Here is a 15,570-nt window from a genome sequence, read left to right on the forward strand (position 1 = left end):
TGGATATTAAAGTACAAATAAAATAAATTATTTTGTAAAACGTGTTAAAAATGTGCAAAAAGTTGATGCCATCGTCATTTATTCGTATTTTACAGCATGTCTTGGTGCTTGAAATAGAAGTACGATGCAGCTCCGAGTACGAGCGACAATGCCGTCACGCCCCAGAATCCGTAAACCGACTGTTCTATTCCGTTGTACAGGTTCATGCCCAGATAACTTGCAATCAGGGTTGGCACCATGATGATGATAGAGTATGACGTAAGTTTACGCATAACCTTACTCAAGTTATTGTTGATGATGTTTGAGTAAGTGTCCATCGTGCTCTCGAGAATGTTGCTGTAGATGCTGGTCATTTCCTGCGCCTGATTCATCTCGATGTTGACATCCTCGATTAGTTCGGCATCAAGTTCATCGATAGGAAGGCGGAACTTCAGTTTTGTAAGCAGAGTTTCGTTGCCTTTTATTGATGTCATGAAGTATGTCAGACTGTCCTGAAGTCGGGCCAGACTGATGATATCTTGGTTGTCGACGCTCTTGTCGAGCTGTCGCTTTGCCTTTTCAATTAGGAAGCTGATTTGTTTCAGGCGCTTCAGATACCATACGGCAGACGAGAGGAAGATGCGGAAAATCATATCCACAAAGTCGGTAAATCCCTCGCCGCGCTTCTGCTGATATGAAAGGAAGTCAATCATCATGTCTGTTTCGTAGTAGCAAACGGTAATCATGATGTCATCTTTCATTATTATGCCCAGCGGAATGGTTGTGTAAGGCGTACGCGAACGCACATCCTTAACGTACGGAATACGAAGGATGATGAAGACGAAGCCCTCGTCAATCTCGTAACGGGCGCGCTCGTCGGCATCGGCAATATCTGAGAGAAAATAGTCGGGAATACCGAGTTTTTCCTGAAGAAAATCCTCGTCTTCCTTGACTGGACATGTTACCTGTGTCCAACAGTATGGCTGCCACTCATCAATGGCTTTGAGCTTCTTGTTAATGTTCCAATAAGTTCTCATTGCTTCCTCTTAATTACAAGTTCTTTGGGCTGAGGAAGTGTTCGTGAGAGAGACAGTTCCCCGGCTTAATAATTGTTGTTATTTTCCGTAAGATAATCGTCCATTATTGGTGTGATTAATTTTAAAGTGGTGCAAAGGTAAGCAAATAATTATTTTTTGCAAACATTTGTTCTTCCTTTTTGTCAAAATTTAAGTCGAAGGCAGAATTTTTGTGCCTTTTACGCCTCTCCGCCCAGTTCTTTCTGAACCATATTCGTCAGTTCGACAAACTGCTGTATGCTTAGTTGCTCTGGTCGTTTTGTCATCATCTCGCTGCTCCAGAATGTGCTTTCGGCATCTATCGGCTTGCCATGGTTGCCGAAAAACGGTTTGATGCTGCCGCGAATCATCTTTCTGCGCTGGTTGAATGTTGTCTTCACAACCTCCTTGAACAGTTTTTCGTCGCAGCCGAGTTGCGAAACGTCGTTGCGTGTCATCCTTATTACCGCGCTCTTAACCTTTGGCGGCGGGTTGAACACGTTCTCATGCACGGTGAAGAGATATTCAACATCGTACCATGCCTGAATCAGAACGCTCAGAATGCCGTATGTCTTGCTTCCCGGTGCGGCGGCAATTCGTTCTGCCACTTCCTTCTGAATCATTCCGGTGCAGCACGGAATTATTTCCTTGTTGTCGAGCATCTTGAAGAAAATCTGGCTCGAAATGTTGTAGGGGTAGTTTCCGGTAAGCACGAACGGACTTCCGCCGAAGACCTTAGTGAGGTCGAGTTGAAGAAAATCCTGTGCAATGATATTCTCTGCAAGCCGAGGATAAGCCTCCTGCAAGTAAGCAACCGACTCGCTGTCTAACTCAACCACCTTTGTGGCGCGCTCCTTGCCGATGAGGAACTGGGTGAGCACGCCCATTCCCGGTCCGACTTCGAGAATTGGAATTTCGGGGCAAGAATCAACAGTATCGGCTATGTCCTTTGCTATCTTTAGGTCTTTAAGAAAGTGCTGTCCTAAAAATTTCTTTGGTTTTACTTGCTTCATTCTTGTAGTGAATAGAAATTAAATATTTATATTTGCAAATGTTTTTTGCAAGTGCAAAGATAAGAACAAAAATTGATAACATTGATAACAAAGACGATAAAAGTGGTGTTCCCTTTTGTTTTGGGGGGCGTCATACTATATTGGATGTACCGCGGCTTTAACTGGGATGAATTGAGGGAAGGCTTTTCAGAGATGAATTGGACGTGGATGATTCTTTCGTTCCCTTTCGGCATTTCGGCTCAGGTGTTCAGAGGATGGCGATGGAAACAGACCTTGGAGCCGCTGGGCGAACACCCTACAACTTCTAACTGCATAAATTCGGTTCTTGTGTCGTATGCGGCAAGTCTGGCAATTCCGCGAATAGGCGAGGTGAGCCGCTGCGGAATACTGAAGCGCAACGACGGCGTGTCGTTTACGAAGGCTATCGGAACGGTACTTACCGAGAGAATCATCGACTCGGTGGTGGTGCTTGGCATCACGGTTGTCACATTCCTTATCCAACTGCCGGTGTTCCTTTCGTTCTTCCGCCGAACCGGAACGAGTTTCACAGGCTTTCTGAGCCGCTTTTCTGCAACGGGATATTGGGTTACGGCGGTGTGCATTGTTGTTTTGGTGGCGATGCTCGTTGCGCTGCTTCATAAACTTCAACTTATGTCGAAGGTCAAGGACATCTTCGGAAAACTGATGGAAGGCGTGATGTCTGTAAAGAAGGTGAAGAACGTGCCACTGTTCATTTTCCTTACATTTGGAATCTGGGCATCGTATTTCTTGCATTTCTACTTTACTTTTTTCTGTTTCGAATATACTTCGGGACTTGGAATGATGGCTGCGCTCGTCATCTTTGTGGTTGGCAGTATTGCTGTCGTTGTTCCTACACCAAACGGAGCCGGTCCGTGGCATTTTGCCGTAAAGACGATGCTCATGCTCTATGGCGTCGAGGCAGCTAAGGGCGCGATGTTCGCCCTCATCGTACATACGATACAGACGCTGCTCGTCATCGCCCTCGGCATCTACGGAATGCTTGCATTGAATTTAACAAATAAACAAAAATCATAAAACGTATGAATGAACTTGAGAATTTAGAACCAAAGCGTTTGTGGAAGCATTTCTACGATCTTACGCAGGTTCCGCATCCATCTTATCATCTTGAGAAGATGCAGCAGCATCTGCTCGAATTCGGAAAGAAAATAGGTGTTGAAACTATACTCGACGAGGCTGGTAACGTAATCCTCCGCAAGCCTGCCACTCCGGGACAGGAGCATCGCAAGGGCATCGTTATGCAGGCTCACATGGACATGGTTCCGCAGAAGCGCAAAGGCTGCAACCACGATTTCCTTACCGATCCTCTGAAGCCTTATGTTGATGGCGAGTGGGTTCGTGCAACCGATACAACCCTTGGTGCCGACGATGGCATGGGCGTGGCTGCTGCAATGGCTATCATGGAAGACGATACGCTCGTTCACGGTCCGCTTGAGGCTCTCTTTACTGTAAACGAGGAGACTGGTCTCGAGGGTGCATTCGGTCTGAAGGAAGATGCCCTGAAAGGCTCATACCTTCTTAATATGGACTCTGAGGACGAAGGCGAGTTTACCGTTGGATGCGCAGGCGGTCTAAACATCTTCGCATCAATGGAATACAAGCCTGAGGTGGCCGATGCAACCGACAAGGCATTCAAGATTTCGCTTGCCGGACTTTACGGCGGTCATTCAGGAATGGAAATCGGCACAGGCCGAGGCAATGCCAACAAAATGATGGCGCGTGTTGTTTACGATGCTATTGCTGAGTGCGATGCCGAACTTGCCGAGTGGCACGGCGGAAACATGCACAACGCCATTCCACGCGAGTGCGAGGCTATAGTAACTGTTCCTGCCGGAAACGAGGAGGCAATCACATCGCTCGTTGCCGATTATCAGGCTCAGTTTAACGAGGAATACAAGGGCGTTGAGTCTAACATCAAACTTACAATCGAGGCTGTAGAAATGCCGAAGGAGGTTGTTCCAGAGGAGATTCGCGACAATATCGTTTCTGCAATCCTTGCTTGCTTCAACGGCGTCCACAGATACATTCCTGAGATGCCTGAGGTTCCAGAGACTTCTTCAAACCTTGCAATCGTTAATCTTACTGCTTCAGAAGTGCGCATCGAGTTGTTTGCTCGTAGTGCCGTAGACTCAATGAAGCGTTATGTTGCCATTATGATTGAGAGTTGCTTCTCAATGGCAGGAATGAAGGTTGAGACAGAGGGCGATTACAGCGGTTGGTCTCCAAAGTTCGATTCTGCTCTGCTCGAGACAGCCAAGAAGGTTTACAAGGAACTGAGCGGAAAGGATGCTATCGTAAACGTTACTCACGGCGGATTGGAGTGCGGTTTGATTGGCAGCAAGTATCCTGAAATGGATATGGTAAGCTTCGGCCCTACATTGCGCAGCCCTCACACACCAGACGAGCGTTGCCACATCCCAAGCGTTTCTCGCTTCTACGATTTGGTTCGCAAACTTGTAGAGACTTTATAATTTAAAAGTTTTATCTATATAATTGAAAAAGCCGATTGTTACAGAGATTGTAATAACCGGCTTTTTACTATATAGAGATTTCTGTCATGTCGTTTCTGTTCCTGTATCGCTTTCGTCCTTGATATACATAAGGTTCTTCTTCGGAACGTTGGTTATGGCAACGGCAACCACACCTTTTATAGGCAGAACCACGCAGAGGTGTTTCTTTATGCTCTTAACCACGCCCTCGACTCCGGCAAATGCGCCTTCGGTTATTTTGACGTGTGCACCCGGCTTGCATGCAAAGTCCATGTTGTCGAGGAATACTACTTGCTCGTTCTGCTCGTTTGTTACGCGTATGAAGTCGTTCATCATCTTCTCCGGAACGTAGAGGGCCTCGCTCGTCTTTGTCTTCTCGAACGGAACGTTGTGCATTATATAACTAAGGTTTATGAATTCGGGCTGCTGCTTTATCTGCGAGATGTAGGTATATGGCGCATGCAAAAAGATAAGGTTGCTTATTCGCGGCACGAACTTGGTATGCTCGCCAATCTGCCTGTATTCCATCGGAATGTAACATTCGCAGCCTATTCGGTTCAACTCATCTCTGAGTGCAAGCATTCGCGGAGCAGACGAATATCGCACTCTCATCGGAAACCATAGCGTTTTGTTCTTGTCTATCATAAATCAGAAATTCGAGTTGGTGTAGATGTGGGTTCTGTTAGTCAGAATAGTGAGGTGTTGCGAAGGTCAAAAAAAGGAAGCATCAGGTAATGCTTCCTTTTTATCTCTTCTCTGAAAAGATTAAGCGTTAACTCTCTTTTCCTGAATGCGGGCCTTCTTACCAGTAAGGTTACGCAAGTAGTACAACTTAGCGCGACGAACTTTACCCACCTTGTTTACAGTGATGCTATCGATGTTTGGTGACTCGATAGGGAAGATACGCTCAACACCTACAGTACCTGACATCTTGCGTACAGTGAAACGCTTCTTGTCACCGTGTCCGCAGATTTTGATAACAACACCGCGGTACAACTGGATACGCTCCTTGTTACCCTCGATAATCTTGTAAGCTACTGTGATTGTGTCACCGCTCTTGAATGAAGGGTGTTGCTTGCCAGTTGCGAATGCTTCTTCTGCAATCTTAATTAAATCCATTTGTTTTTGAAATTTTAATTGTTAATTGTGCCGTCACCAGCATAACAGGTTACTCTTCCCTGCCAGCGACTGATGCGAAAGCGGTTGCAAAAATACGACTTTTTTTTGAGTTACACAAATTGTTATTCAAAATAAAGCGTAAGCACCACCATTTTTGAACTTATCTTGTCTACCGCGTCGGTATATTTCAGTAATGTTTTGTCGTTCAGGTCTTTTCTGTCTTTGTCTATTACGTTGCTCAGTCCGAAGCAGAATTTCAGTTCGGGAATGAGTTTGAAATAGGGCAGATAGAAGTCGCAGCCCAAGCCAACCTCAATCATGCAGTCGCCCTTTTTGGTTTTTAATGCCTGATTATTCTTGCTTGTGAGGTCGAAAATCGGAGCCACTCCTGCCATGACGTAAGGGCGATAGTTGTTGAATCGCTCTGCGCTGTATTTCAGGTCGACAGGGCAGGTTATGTAGGTCGATTTCAGGTCTTGCATGTACTTCTGCCGCGATGTCTCTTCGACGAAGGTGATGTTCTTCTCGCCAAAGTGCATCGTTGGTATTATGCGCAGCGCCAAGTGCTTTGTAAGATACAGTTCGGCAAGCACTCCGACTTCGAATCCCGGATTGTATTCGGAAACCTCGGCATACCAACATTCGCCGTCTTCGGTTATGCGGGCATTGTTTGTAAATTCGAGGTCCTGCTCCTGTATTCCTATCAGAAATCCGTAGTGCAGTCGCCGCTGGTCGATGTACGGTCTGTTCTGCACACGCCGCTGCTGTGCGTGCAGGGCAGGGCAGAAGCCGAAAATCAGCAGAAAATATATAAGAATCAGACGTGTCATTGTTTATATTAACGCAATAAGTTTAAAAGAATTGCAAACTTATACAAAAAATAATTTTTAGCAAAAAAACTTTGTTGAAAGTATTGTAGGACTTAAAATAATGGTTATCTTTGCACAATGAACGGACGATATTTTGAGCCGTTCGTTTTAATGTACTAATAAATAAAATAACAAACGACTATGGCTTTTATTATTGGCGACGATTGTATCGCTTGCGGTACATGTATTGACGAGTGTCCATCAGGTGCAATTTCAGAGGGTGAAAAGTATGTAATCGACCCAGATCTTTGCACAGAGTGCGCTACTTGTGCTGATGTTTGTCCTTCTGAGGCAATCCACAAGTAATCGTTTTCTCTATTGACTTTTGTTTTTAGAAGATTTAGCGGGCTTCCCACAGGGTTGCCCGTTTTTTTGTTTTTTTGCAAGATGAAAAATGCAACCTCACGAAAAGGTTGCATTTTTTTTATGCCGTTAAAAATCGTCGAAATCGGTGTCGAGGTGGAAGTTGTAAACGCTCATGTTCAGATTGTATTCTTTAGGCGCGTTGTCATTCCATATTTTGTTGTCGTAGAGATAATAGCCGTTTCCTTCTCCGTTCCATCCGAGGTTGATGTAGAATAGAGTTCTGCCGTTCACTTTCTTATAGCCGTCAAGAAGCATGCAATGTTCTGTCTGGCTTGGCTTATCCATTCCGAGCCTTTTCCAAATCCATCCGTTGCTCTTTGGATTGCCCGATAGGAAAGAGATGCCGCAAGGATTGTCTTTCATGTTCAATTCAACCTTCTCCCAATCGCTGTCGTGACCGTATGCTCCGCCAAGATTATAGTTCAGGAACTTTATGGCAACTTTGGTGCTGGTGCTTGCTGTTCCGTTCTTGTCGTACGATATGCCGATATTTTCAGCTATTCTTTTTACGATATTCGAAATATCCTCTGTTTCGTCTTGATTTGAAAAGGTGTTGCGCGTTCTTAATGCGCCCCATGATGTTTTCAGACGGTATCCCTTGAAAATATGAAAGTCTTCACATAATACTGTAAGTGCTTGTGCTGTAGCAATAGTCGTACTGCCTGCAAGAGCCTTTCCTTCTGAACTGTTTTCGCCATTTGAGGCTGGAGATTTCAGGTTGAAAGGATTGCCCTCTCCCCATGCAACTTTGCATTTTGAAGGTTGAGTATTCTCAGAATCTTCCGAGGTTCTTGTTGAATTTGCAGTCCAGTTAGGATTGACTTCGCTATTGCTGCTAATACTGTTGATTATTGATGCTGCAGAAACTCCAAGCATGTATCTGAACGATTCTGGAACTTCATTCTGGTTTAGCAGTTTGCCATTGCCGAATTTGAGTTCAAGGTTGTTGATGTGTGCGTAGACTGGTTCTGCACGCTTGTCGCCGGCAACTATTACGGTCGAGTTGTCTGACAACTTGACAAAGTATAGCAGATTCTGTGGAGTATTTGTGCTTCCTCCTCTTGTTGTATGCTCGTGGTTTAAGATTGAGTCTATGCTGACTATTTGTAAACCGTCTTTTGATGTCTTGGCAGTAAGGTCGTTTACAACCATCTCGATGTCTTTCTTGTCGACATTGAACTTGTTGCTTGCTGTGGTTGTCTTTTCTTCTTCGTTACATGAGAAGAGAAAAACTAATGAGATTAGTAGAATAATGATTTTTTTCATAAGAATTTAACATCCTTTCTTTTGATGTTTAGATAGCCTTCTAAAAGCTTCAGGCATTGCTACTTGTTTATTTTGCTGTCAAGTACAGTAGTTTTAAATCGATTTATTTGTTGCAAAGATATAGAAAAAGTAGGATAATGACGAATATTTCTTGTCGTTTTCAATTAGATAAAGATTCTTTTTGATTTAAATCAGTAACAAAAAATCTTGCCCGCCCAGTTAAGGACGGACAAGATTCCGTTGGTTTATTATATAAGTCTGTGAAATAGGTCTTATTTCAGTTTAGCGCAAGCCTCCTTGATGCGCTTCATAGCTTCGGTGATGTTCTCGTCGCTTGTAGCGTAGCTCATGCGGAAGCACTTTGGACTTCCGAAGGCATCGCCGCCTACTGTTGCAACGTGTGCCTCGTTAAGCAGGTACATTGCAAAGTCGGTTGAGTTGTTGATGGTTGTGCCATTGTACGACTTTCCGAAGTAAGAGTCGATTTTTGGGAAGAGGTAGAAAGCACCAGTAGGGTGATTTACGCCGAATCCCGGAATCTCCTTTGCTAACTTCTCGATAAGGTCGCGACGACGCTCGAATGCCTTGCGCATAGTCTCGCGTGGCTCCTGCGAACCTGTGTATGCAGCCTCGGCAGCCTTCTGCGATACTGAGCACGGACCGCTTGTGTACTGACCCTGAAGTTTGTTGCAGCCCTTTACAATCCACTCTGGAGCGGCGATGAAACCTATACGCCAGCCAGTCATTGCGTATGCCTTTGACACACCGTTGATGATTACCGTACGCTCCTTCATGCCATCTACCGATGCCATGCTTGCGTGCTTGATGCCGGTATAGTTAAGATGCTCGTAAATCTCGTCGGCAATAACGATTACGCGCTCGTGCTTCTTCAGTACATCTGCAAGAGCCTCGAGTTCCTCCTTAGTGTAAACCGAACCTGTTGGGTTTGATGGAGAGCAGAGGATGAGTGCGCGTGTCTTTGGAGTGATGGCTGCCTCGAGTTGCTCTGGAGTAATCTTGAAGTTCTGCTCGAAAGTAGCCTCTACGATTACAGGCTCGCCATCTGCCAACTTGACCATCTGTGGGTAACTAACCCAATATGGAGCAGGTATGATTACCTCGTCGCCCTCGTTTACGAGTGCCATAATGGTGTTGCACACGCTCTGCTTGGCGCCATTTGAACAAAGAATCTGCGCTGGAGTGTAGTCGAGGTTGTTCTCGTTCTTCAGCTTGGCTACGATGGCGTTGCGAAGTGCTGGATAGCCCGGAACCGGAGAATATCTTGAGTAATTCTCGTCGATTGCCTTCTTTGCTGCCTCCTTGATGTAGTCGGGAGTGTCGAAGTCTGGCTCACCTACACTTAGGTTAATAACGTCAATTCCCTGTGCCTTTAGCTCGCTACTCTTCTGCGACATTGCAAGGGTAGCCGAAGGCGAAAGTCTGTTCAGACGGTCGGATAGTTGGTTCATTATTCTATAAGTTATCTATTGTTGTTTAAACTGGTGTGCAAAGGTACGAACTTTTCTTTATTCTTCAAAAAATATTAACGAAAAATAGCAAATGCGGTTTACAAAATGACTTGTAAACCGCATTTTTAACAGATTTTTTCTATTTCTTGATGATTAGTCTCTGCGAGAGCCCAAAAGTCTGAGCAGATACAAGAACAAGTTAACGAAATCAAGGTACAGTTCGAGTGCGCCAATAAGTGCCAGTTTCTGTGTGTTTTCGTTAATCTCGTAGCCGTTCTCTGCAATAAGGTTCTTCATCTTCTGAGCATCGTAGGCTGTGAGGGCTGTGAATACGAGTACGCCGATAATTGCGATGATGAAGCTGAAGCCTTCGCTTCTCATGAAAATGTTAACGACGCCAGCGATGATGAGACCGATAAGAGCCATGAGCGCAAAGCGACCGATGAAGCTGAGGTCTTTCTTCAGGAATGAGCCGACTACTGCCATCGCGCCGAATGTTCCGGCTGTGATGAAGAATGTTGAGACGATTGAACCAATCTTAAATATCAAGAAGATAAGACTCAATGTAACTCCATTGACTATCGAATATACAGCGAAGAGTAATCCTGCCGTAGCAAACGACATTCTGAAGATTCGTGATGAGAGGTAATACACAAGTCCCAATTCTGCGAAGATGAGTCCGTAGTATATTATTGGACTTGTGACGAGTGCAGATATCATAGAGTATGTGTTTGCAACAGCAAAGGCTGTGAAGCCTGTTATTACAAGTGCGATAGCCATCCATACGTACATGTTGCGCATTAGAGTTGCAACTGCGTTCTCTGAGTATATAACGCGGTTGTTTGATTCTGTGGTGTAACCAGCCTTAGACTGGAGCTGGTCAAAATTAGGATAATTTGCCATAGTTGTTTGTTTTTTTTGGTTTTAAACTTATTTGTTGAAGTGAAGGGTGTGACCCATTCGCTCCATTTTTGTTTTCAAATATCTCTCGTTAAAGCGGTTAGGCTTTATCTCGATTGGCACGTTCTCGACAATCTGCAAGCCGTAAGCCTCGAGGCCTACACGTTTTACAGGATTGTTTGTCAAGAGCTTAATCTTCTTAACGCCAAGCTGGCGGAGGATTTCAGCTCCGACGCCATAGTCGCGCTCGTCGGGCTGGAAGCCAAGGTGTGTGTTGGCATCTACGGTGTCCAAGCCTTCTTCCTGCAGTTTGTAGGCTCTTATTTTGTTGAACAGACCGATGCCGCGACCTTCCTGATTCATATAAAGAACCACGCCCTTTCCTGCCTTTTCAATCTCCTGCATGGCTGTGTGCAGTTGTGCTCCACAGTCGCATCGCTGGCTTCCGAAGATGTCGCCCGTAACGCACGATGAATGTACGCGAACCAGAATAGGCTCGTCTTCCTCCCAAGTGCCCTTTACCAAGGCTGAGTGCTCAAGGCCGTTGCTCAACTGGCGGAATACTGTCATTCTGAAGTTTCCGTATTCGGTTGGCATATTCACCTCCGGACCTTTCTCTACCGTGCTTTCCTGCTTCAGACGGTAGGCTATGAGGTCGCGTATGGTTATAATCTTGATGTCGAACTTATTTGCCACTTCCTGAAGTTGTGGCATTCGTGCCATCGTTCCGTCCTCGTTAAGAATCTCTATGAGGGCGGCAGCCGGCTGAAGTCCTGCAAGGCGAGCCAAGTCTACTCCAGCCTCGGTGTGTCCGGCGCGACGGATAACGCCCTTGTCCTGAGCGTAGAGCGGGTTGATGTGTCCCGGACGACCGAATGTCTGAGGGGTTGAGTTTGGGTCGGCAAGAGCCTTTATTGTCTCGGCGCGGTCGTGTGCCGAAACTCCTGTGGTGCATCCGTCCAACTTGTCGACGGTAATGGTGAACGGCGTGCCGAGCATGGATGTGTTGTCCTCAACCTGATGGCCAAGGTCGAGTTCCTTGGCTCTCGAGATGGTGATAGGGCAGCATAGCACGCCTCGTCCGTTCTGTAGCATGAAGTTCACCTTCTCGGGTGTAATCATCTCGGCTGCGGTGATGAAGTCGCCCTCGTTCTCTCGGTCTTCGTCATCTACCACGATTACGAACTTTCCTTCCTTGAAGTCGGCTATTGCCTCTTCGATTGTATTTAATTTAAATTCGCTCATACGTTATGTTTAGTCAATCAGTTTTTTGTCGCGCAGAACCCCAATGCGTACGCAGATGTCATTGTTGTTCTTTACAATTTTCTTCATATCTCTGTATAGCCTGCGACGAAAACGCCAGATGCGCAGGTAAAGTATAATTCCAAGTGGCAGGCACAGTCCCGACAGCAGATTCTTCCATCGCTTGCCGAACGGACTTGTATGCGCGCTCACGGCAAGTATCGGATATTCGTTTATCATGCCTATGAGCACCGTGTCTTTTGTGTTGCCCAGTTCTTCGAGCAGAGCCTCCATGCGTTCGCTTATCTCCTCTACCGCCACGTCGGGACGGTTGCGCAGGAATATCCTGAGAGGGTTAGGCGGAACGATGAGCCTGTGCTTGCTCGAGTATGCCTCGCACTCCTCGGTGAGAGCGTTGAGCCGTTCGGGCAGAGTGTCGTAGTTTGGCGGATAGATGATGACTTCCTTTCGTGCAACGTGTCTTGAGAGTCTGAGTCCCAGCAGTTTGCGGAAGAAGTTGGCATAAGCATCTTTGTTGAACACCGCCGAGTCGTTGTTTGCCTTGTACGTAAGGAACAGTCCCATCGGCGCAAGGATGAATGTGCTTATCCACATTCCCAGTACCACCGGAATCTCGCCGTCGCGCGCCATCTTGTAGCCCGAGTTGTCGATGATGTAGTAGAAGATGAATATTATCACCGACACGATTACCGGCATTCCCAGTCCGCCCTTGCGGATGATGGCTCCCAGAGGTGCTCCGATGAAGAAGAACACGACGCAGGCAAGCGCGAGCGAAATCTTTCGGTGCCACTCCGTCTTGTGCTTTCTAATCTGGAAGTCGCCCTCTTCCATTATGGCTTTCTTGAACTCGAAGTCGGTCTTCTGCATCCTCACGCGGTTGTAAACCGAGCGTATGGCGGCAACCTGCGCCTCTTTTGTAAGGTGGCTGAACGCCGTGTCGATGTTGGCGTTGCCGTCAATCTCCTTGGCATATTTGTCGGCTTTCGCCTGTTCCTTCTTCGATATTGTCTGGAAGATAGAAATCTTCACTTCTTTATAGTTCCTTATTCCCACGCTGTCGTAGTGAAGCGTCATGGAGTCGATGCTCTGGTCGAGTTGTGCCATGTTCTTTATGGCAGAGCGTCCGCTGAGGTCGGCATCGGTCATGTTGAATCCCGAGTTGAAGTCGATGATTGTATGCTTCTCGCAGAACGTCTCGCGACGGTATGGCACGTTAGCCCTCATCTGTCCGAACTGGTCGCCTCTCAGGTTCTCGAACTGCTCGCCGCTGTACAGGTGCAGCAGCAGATGCTGCTGGTCGCTGCTCATCTCGAGCTTTCCCGAGTCGGCAAGTATGATGTGGGCATTCTCAAAGCCGTCGGCTACATTATATATAATCACTCCGTGAAGGATACCCGTCTCCTTGTCCTTCTTCTCAACGTACAGGTTGTAGCCGCTAATCTCGTTGTAGAAAACCTTCTCGGGTATGTCGAGCTCGGGCGATGTCTGCTTCATCGAGATGATAAGTTGAAAGAGCGACAACTGCGCCTTCGGACCCACCACATTCTGAAAGTAGAACGATGCGCCGCCCAGCAGGCATACAAATACTACGAGTGGGCGAATGGTCTTGAACAGCGATATTCCTGCTGCCTTTATTGCCAGCAACTCGAACTGTTCGCCGAGGTTTCCGAATGATATGAGTGATGCAAGTAGTATTGCCAGTGGAAGTGACATTGGCACCAGCGTAAGAGCCGAGTAGAAGAAGAATTGTGCCAAAACTGATATTTCGAGTCCCTTGCCTATGAGTTCATCAACATATCTCCACAGAAACTGCATCATGAAAATGAACAGGCAGATGAAGAATGTGCCGCAGAACAGCGTGATGAACTTCTTTAATATAAATATGTCTAATTTTTTTAATAACTGCATCTATACAGTATGTGATGTGTGAATCGTTGCAAAATTACTATAAAAAGCATAATGTATATATGTTTTTCGGATTATTTTTACTTTTTTATGCAAAAATCTTCACTAAAAATTTGCAGGTTCGGAAAATTGTCGTATCTTTGCACCGCATTTCAGCAATGAGATGATTTGGCGGGATAGCTCAGCTGGTTAGAGCGCATGATTCATAATCATGAGGTCCCCGGTTCAATCCCGGGTCCCGCTACAAAGCCAAGAGGTTGTACTTTCGAGTACGACCTTTTTTGTTTATATGCCGCCAAAGCGGATTCTTTTTGATTTATTTACGCCCTAATTCTGATTTTTGCAACGCCGAAAGTTCTGAGGCTGAAAGATTTATTTTAACTTTGTGCTGATGTTCCGGTTTTCAGGAACATACGAAAAACTATAACGCTTATTATGAATATTTCAAGACTTGTTATTGCTATGCTGTTTGTGGTGGCAGGCAGCACGGCCGTGGCGCAGAAGAATGTCGTCTCGGCAAAAGAGGCTCCGTTCCCGATGAACGACATCGAGTTGTTCCAGTTTCCAAAGAAAGATTTTCCCATAACGCGCTACGGCGCAAAGAAAGGCGATGCCAAGGCAAACACTCAGGCTTTCCGCAAGGCGATGGAGGCTTGCAGCAAGGCTGGCGGCGGAAGGGTAGTTGTGCCTGCCGGTTCGTGGGTTACAGGTCCTATACATTTCAAGAGCAACGTTAATCTCTATCTCTCCGAAGGGGCTGAGGTTAACTTTACCGACAATCCCGACGACTATCTGCCTGCCGTGATGACATCGTGGGAGGGCTTTGAGTGCTACAACTATTCGCCGCTCGTCTATGCCTTCGAGTGCAAGAACATAGCCATAACCGGAAGCGGAACGCTCCGCCCTAAGATGGACTTGTGGAAGGTGTGGTTTGCCCGTCCAAAGGCGCACATGAACGCCCTCAGACAACTTTATTCTATGGCAAGTACCGATGTTCCGGTAAAATATCGCCAGATGGCAGAGGGCGAGAACCATCTGCGTCCGCATCTCATTCATCTTAACAGATGCGAGAACGTGCAACTCGACGGATTCAAGATTCGCGAGAGCCCGTTCTGGACAATTCATCTGTATATGTGCAAGAACGGAAGGGTGAGCAACCTCGATGTATATGCACACGGGCACAACAACGACGGCGTGGACTTGGAGATGTCGCAGAACTTTGTGATTGAGGACTGCGTGTTCGACCAAGGCGACGATGCCGTGGTGATAAAGGCTGGACGCAATCAGGATGCATGGCGACTGGCTACTCCTACGCAGAATATCGTAATAAGAAACTGCGTGATAAAGAAGGGACATTGTCTTCTGGGCATCGGAAGCGAGATTTCGGGCGGAATAAGAAACGTGTATATGCACGACTGCGAGTCGCCCGACGAGGTTATTCGCCTCTTCTACATGAAGACGAATATCCGCCGCGGCGGATTCCTCGAAAACATTAGCATGGAGAACGTGAAGGCAAACCGTATGCGCCGCGCTTTCGAGATTGATACCGACGTGCTGTACCAATGGAAGGATATTGTGCCTACATACGAGGAACGTCCTACACGTATCTGTAACATCTCGATGAGGAATATTGAGTGCGAGCAGGCAAATGCCATCTACGACATAAAGGGCTCGGCTCTTCTGCCTATCGATACCGTAAGGCTCGAGAACATCCATGTAAAGGAGGTGAACGAGTTTATAAACAATCAGACAAACGTAAGGAATCTTTCGACAGACAACATAACTTACGACAAGTTTGTGAAGAAAGAAATAAAGCCGCTGGGATGGTAGCGTAATGG

Annotated in this window: 14 protein-coding genes and 1 tRNA gene; 5 read left to right on the plus strand and 10 right to left on the minus strand. The window is 46.4% G+C overall.

The features are described from left to right. Nucleotides 1-89 precede the first annotated feature (89 nt). Both T538_RS0108260 and rsmA read right to left on the minus strand, forming a co-directional pair. Nucleotides 90-1,016: a magnesium transporter CorA family protein gene (locus T538_RS0108260; RefSeq protein WP_031533280.1), complete on the minus strand. Its 927-nt coding sequence runs from the start codon at nt 1,014-1,016 to the stop codon at nt 90-92. A 218-nt stretch (nt 1,017-1,234) separates the two neighbouring features. Then, nucleotides 1,235-2,047: a 16S rRNA (adenine(1518)-N(6)/adenine(1519)-N(6))-dimethyltransferase RsmA gene (rsmA, locus tag T538_RS0108265; protein WP_031533279.1), complete on the minus strand. Its 813-nt coding sequence runs from the start codon at nt 2,045-2,047 to the stop codon at nt 1,235-1,237. Between the two features lie 72 nt (nt 2,048-2,119). On the opposite strand from rsmA, the gene T538_RS0108270 reads away from it, so the two are divergent. Next, the gene (locus tag T538_RS0108270) at nt 2,120-3,103 is read left to right on the plus strand and encodes a lysylphosphatidylglycerol synthase transmembrane domain-containing protein (RefSeq protein ID WP_031533278.1); all 984 of its coding nucleotides are present in this window, start codon (nt 2,120-2,122) and stop codon (nt 3,101-3,103) included. Nucleotides 3,104-3,108: 5 nt separating this feature from the next. Continuing rightward, complete coding sequence (locus T538_RS0108275; RefSeq protein WP_031533277.1) at nt 3,109-4,557, plus strand: aminoacyl-histidine dipeptidase; 1,449 nt, start codon at nt 3,109-3,111, stop codon at nt 4,555-4,557. 84 nt (nt 4,558-4,641) lie between these two features. Here T538_RS0108275 and T538_RS0108280 read toward each other — a convergent pair whose 3' ends face one another. The 3 genes from T538_RS0108280 to T538_RS0108290 all read right to left on the minus strand — a co-directional run bounded on the left by T538_RS0108280 (nt 4,642) and on the right by T538_RS0108290 (nt 6,524). Continuing rightward, nucleotides 4,642-5,220 (minus strand): KOW motif-containing protein, encoded by a 579-nt coding sequence (locus T538_RS0108280; RefSeq protein ID WP_031533276.1) that lies wholly within the window; start codon nt 5,218-5,220, stop codon nt 4,642-4,644. 120 nt (nt 5,221-5,340) lie between these two features. After that, complete coding sequence (gene rplS, locus T538_RS0108285) at nt 5,341-5,694, minus strand: 50S ribosomal protein L19 (RefSeq protein ID WP_031533275.1); 354 nt, start codon at nt 5,692-5,694, stop codon at nt 5,341-5,343. Nucleotides 5,695-5,816: 122 nt separating this feature from the next. Continuing rightward, nucleotides 5,817-6,524, minus strand: coding sequence for a type IX secretion/gliding motility protein PorT/SprT (locus T538_RS0108290; protein WP_031533274.1), 708 nt, complete (start codon nt 6,522-6,524; stop codon nt 5,817-5,819). Between the two features lie 180 nt (nt 6,525-6,704). Between T538_RS0108290 and T538_RS18060 the strand changes: the two genes are divergently transcribed. Then, the gene (locus T538_RS18060) at nt 6,705-6,869 is read left to right on the plus strand and encodes a 4Fe-4S binding protein (protein ID WP_081834916.1); all 165 of its coding nucleotides are present in this window, start codon (nt 6,705-6,707) and stop codon (nt 6,867-6,869) included. Nucleotides 6,870-6,995: 126 nt separating this feature from the next. Here the strand turns inward: T538_RS18060 and T538_RS0108295 are convergent, their stop codons facing one another. The 5 genes from T538_RS0108295 to T538_RS0108315 form a co-directional block, all read right to left on the minus strand. Further along, nucleotides 6,996-8,195 carry a C10 family peptidase gene (locus T538_RS0108295; protein ID WP_031533270.1) on the minus strand — a complete coding sequence of 400 codons (1,200 nt, stop codon included), beginning with the start codon at nt 8,193-8,195 and terminating at the stop codon, nt 6,996-6,998. A 272-nt stretch (nt 8,196-8,467) separates the two neighbouring features. Then, nucleotides 8,468-9,664, minus strand: a complete 1,197-nt coding sequence (locus tag T538_RS0108300) for a pyridoxal phosphate-dependent aminotransferase (RefSeq protein ID WP_031533269.1) — start codon at nt 9,662-9,664, stop codon at nt 8,468-8,470. A 153-nt stretch (nt 9,665-9,817) separates the two neighbouring features. Continuing rightward, entirely contained in the window at nt 9,818-10,567 is a 750-nt protein-coding gene (locus T538_RS0108305; protein WP_081834915.1) for a Bax inhibitor-1/YccA family protein, read from the minus strand. A gap of 27 nt (nt 10,568-10,594) precedes the next feature. Further along, a complete protein-coding gene (locus T538_RS0108310) occupies nt 10,595-11,809 on the minus strand; it encodes a bifunctional 3,4-dihydroxy-2-butanone-4-phosphate synthase/GTP cyclohydrolase II (RefSeq protein ID WP_031533267.1) in 1,215 nt (404 codons plus the stop codon). 9 nt (nt 11,810-11,818) lie between these two features. Continuing rightward, nucleotides 11,819-13,735 carry an LptF/LptG family permease gene (locus T538_RS0108315; protein WP_031533266.1) on the minus strand — a complete coding sequence of 639 codons (1,917 nt, stop codon included), beginning with the start codon at nt 13,733-13,735 and terminating at the stop codon, nt 11,819-11,821. A 167-nt stretch (nt 13,736-13,902) separates the two neighbouring features. On the opposite strand from T538_RS0108315, the gene T538_RS0108320 reads away from it, so the two are divergent. Both T538_RS0108320 and T538_RS0108325 read left to right on the plus strand, forming a co-directional pair. Next, a tRNA-Met gene (locus T538_RS0108320) sits at nt 13,903-13,976 on the plus strand. Nucleotides 13,977-14,167: 191 nt separating this feature from the next. Then, nucleotides 14,168-15,562 carry a glycoside hydrolase family 28 protein gene (locus T538_RS0108325; RefSeq protein ID WP_031533264.1) on the plus strand — a complete coding sequence of 465 codons (1,395 nt, stop codon included), beginning with the start codon at nt 14,168-14,170 and terminating at the stop codon, nt 15,560-15,562. The last annotated feature ends 8 nt before the right edge of the window (nt 15,563-15,570 follow it).

Source organism: Bacteroides sp. Ga6A2 (assembly GCF_000702225.1).
GTDB lineage: Bacteria > Bacteroidota > Bacteroidia > Bacteroidales > Bacteroidaceae > Ga6A1.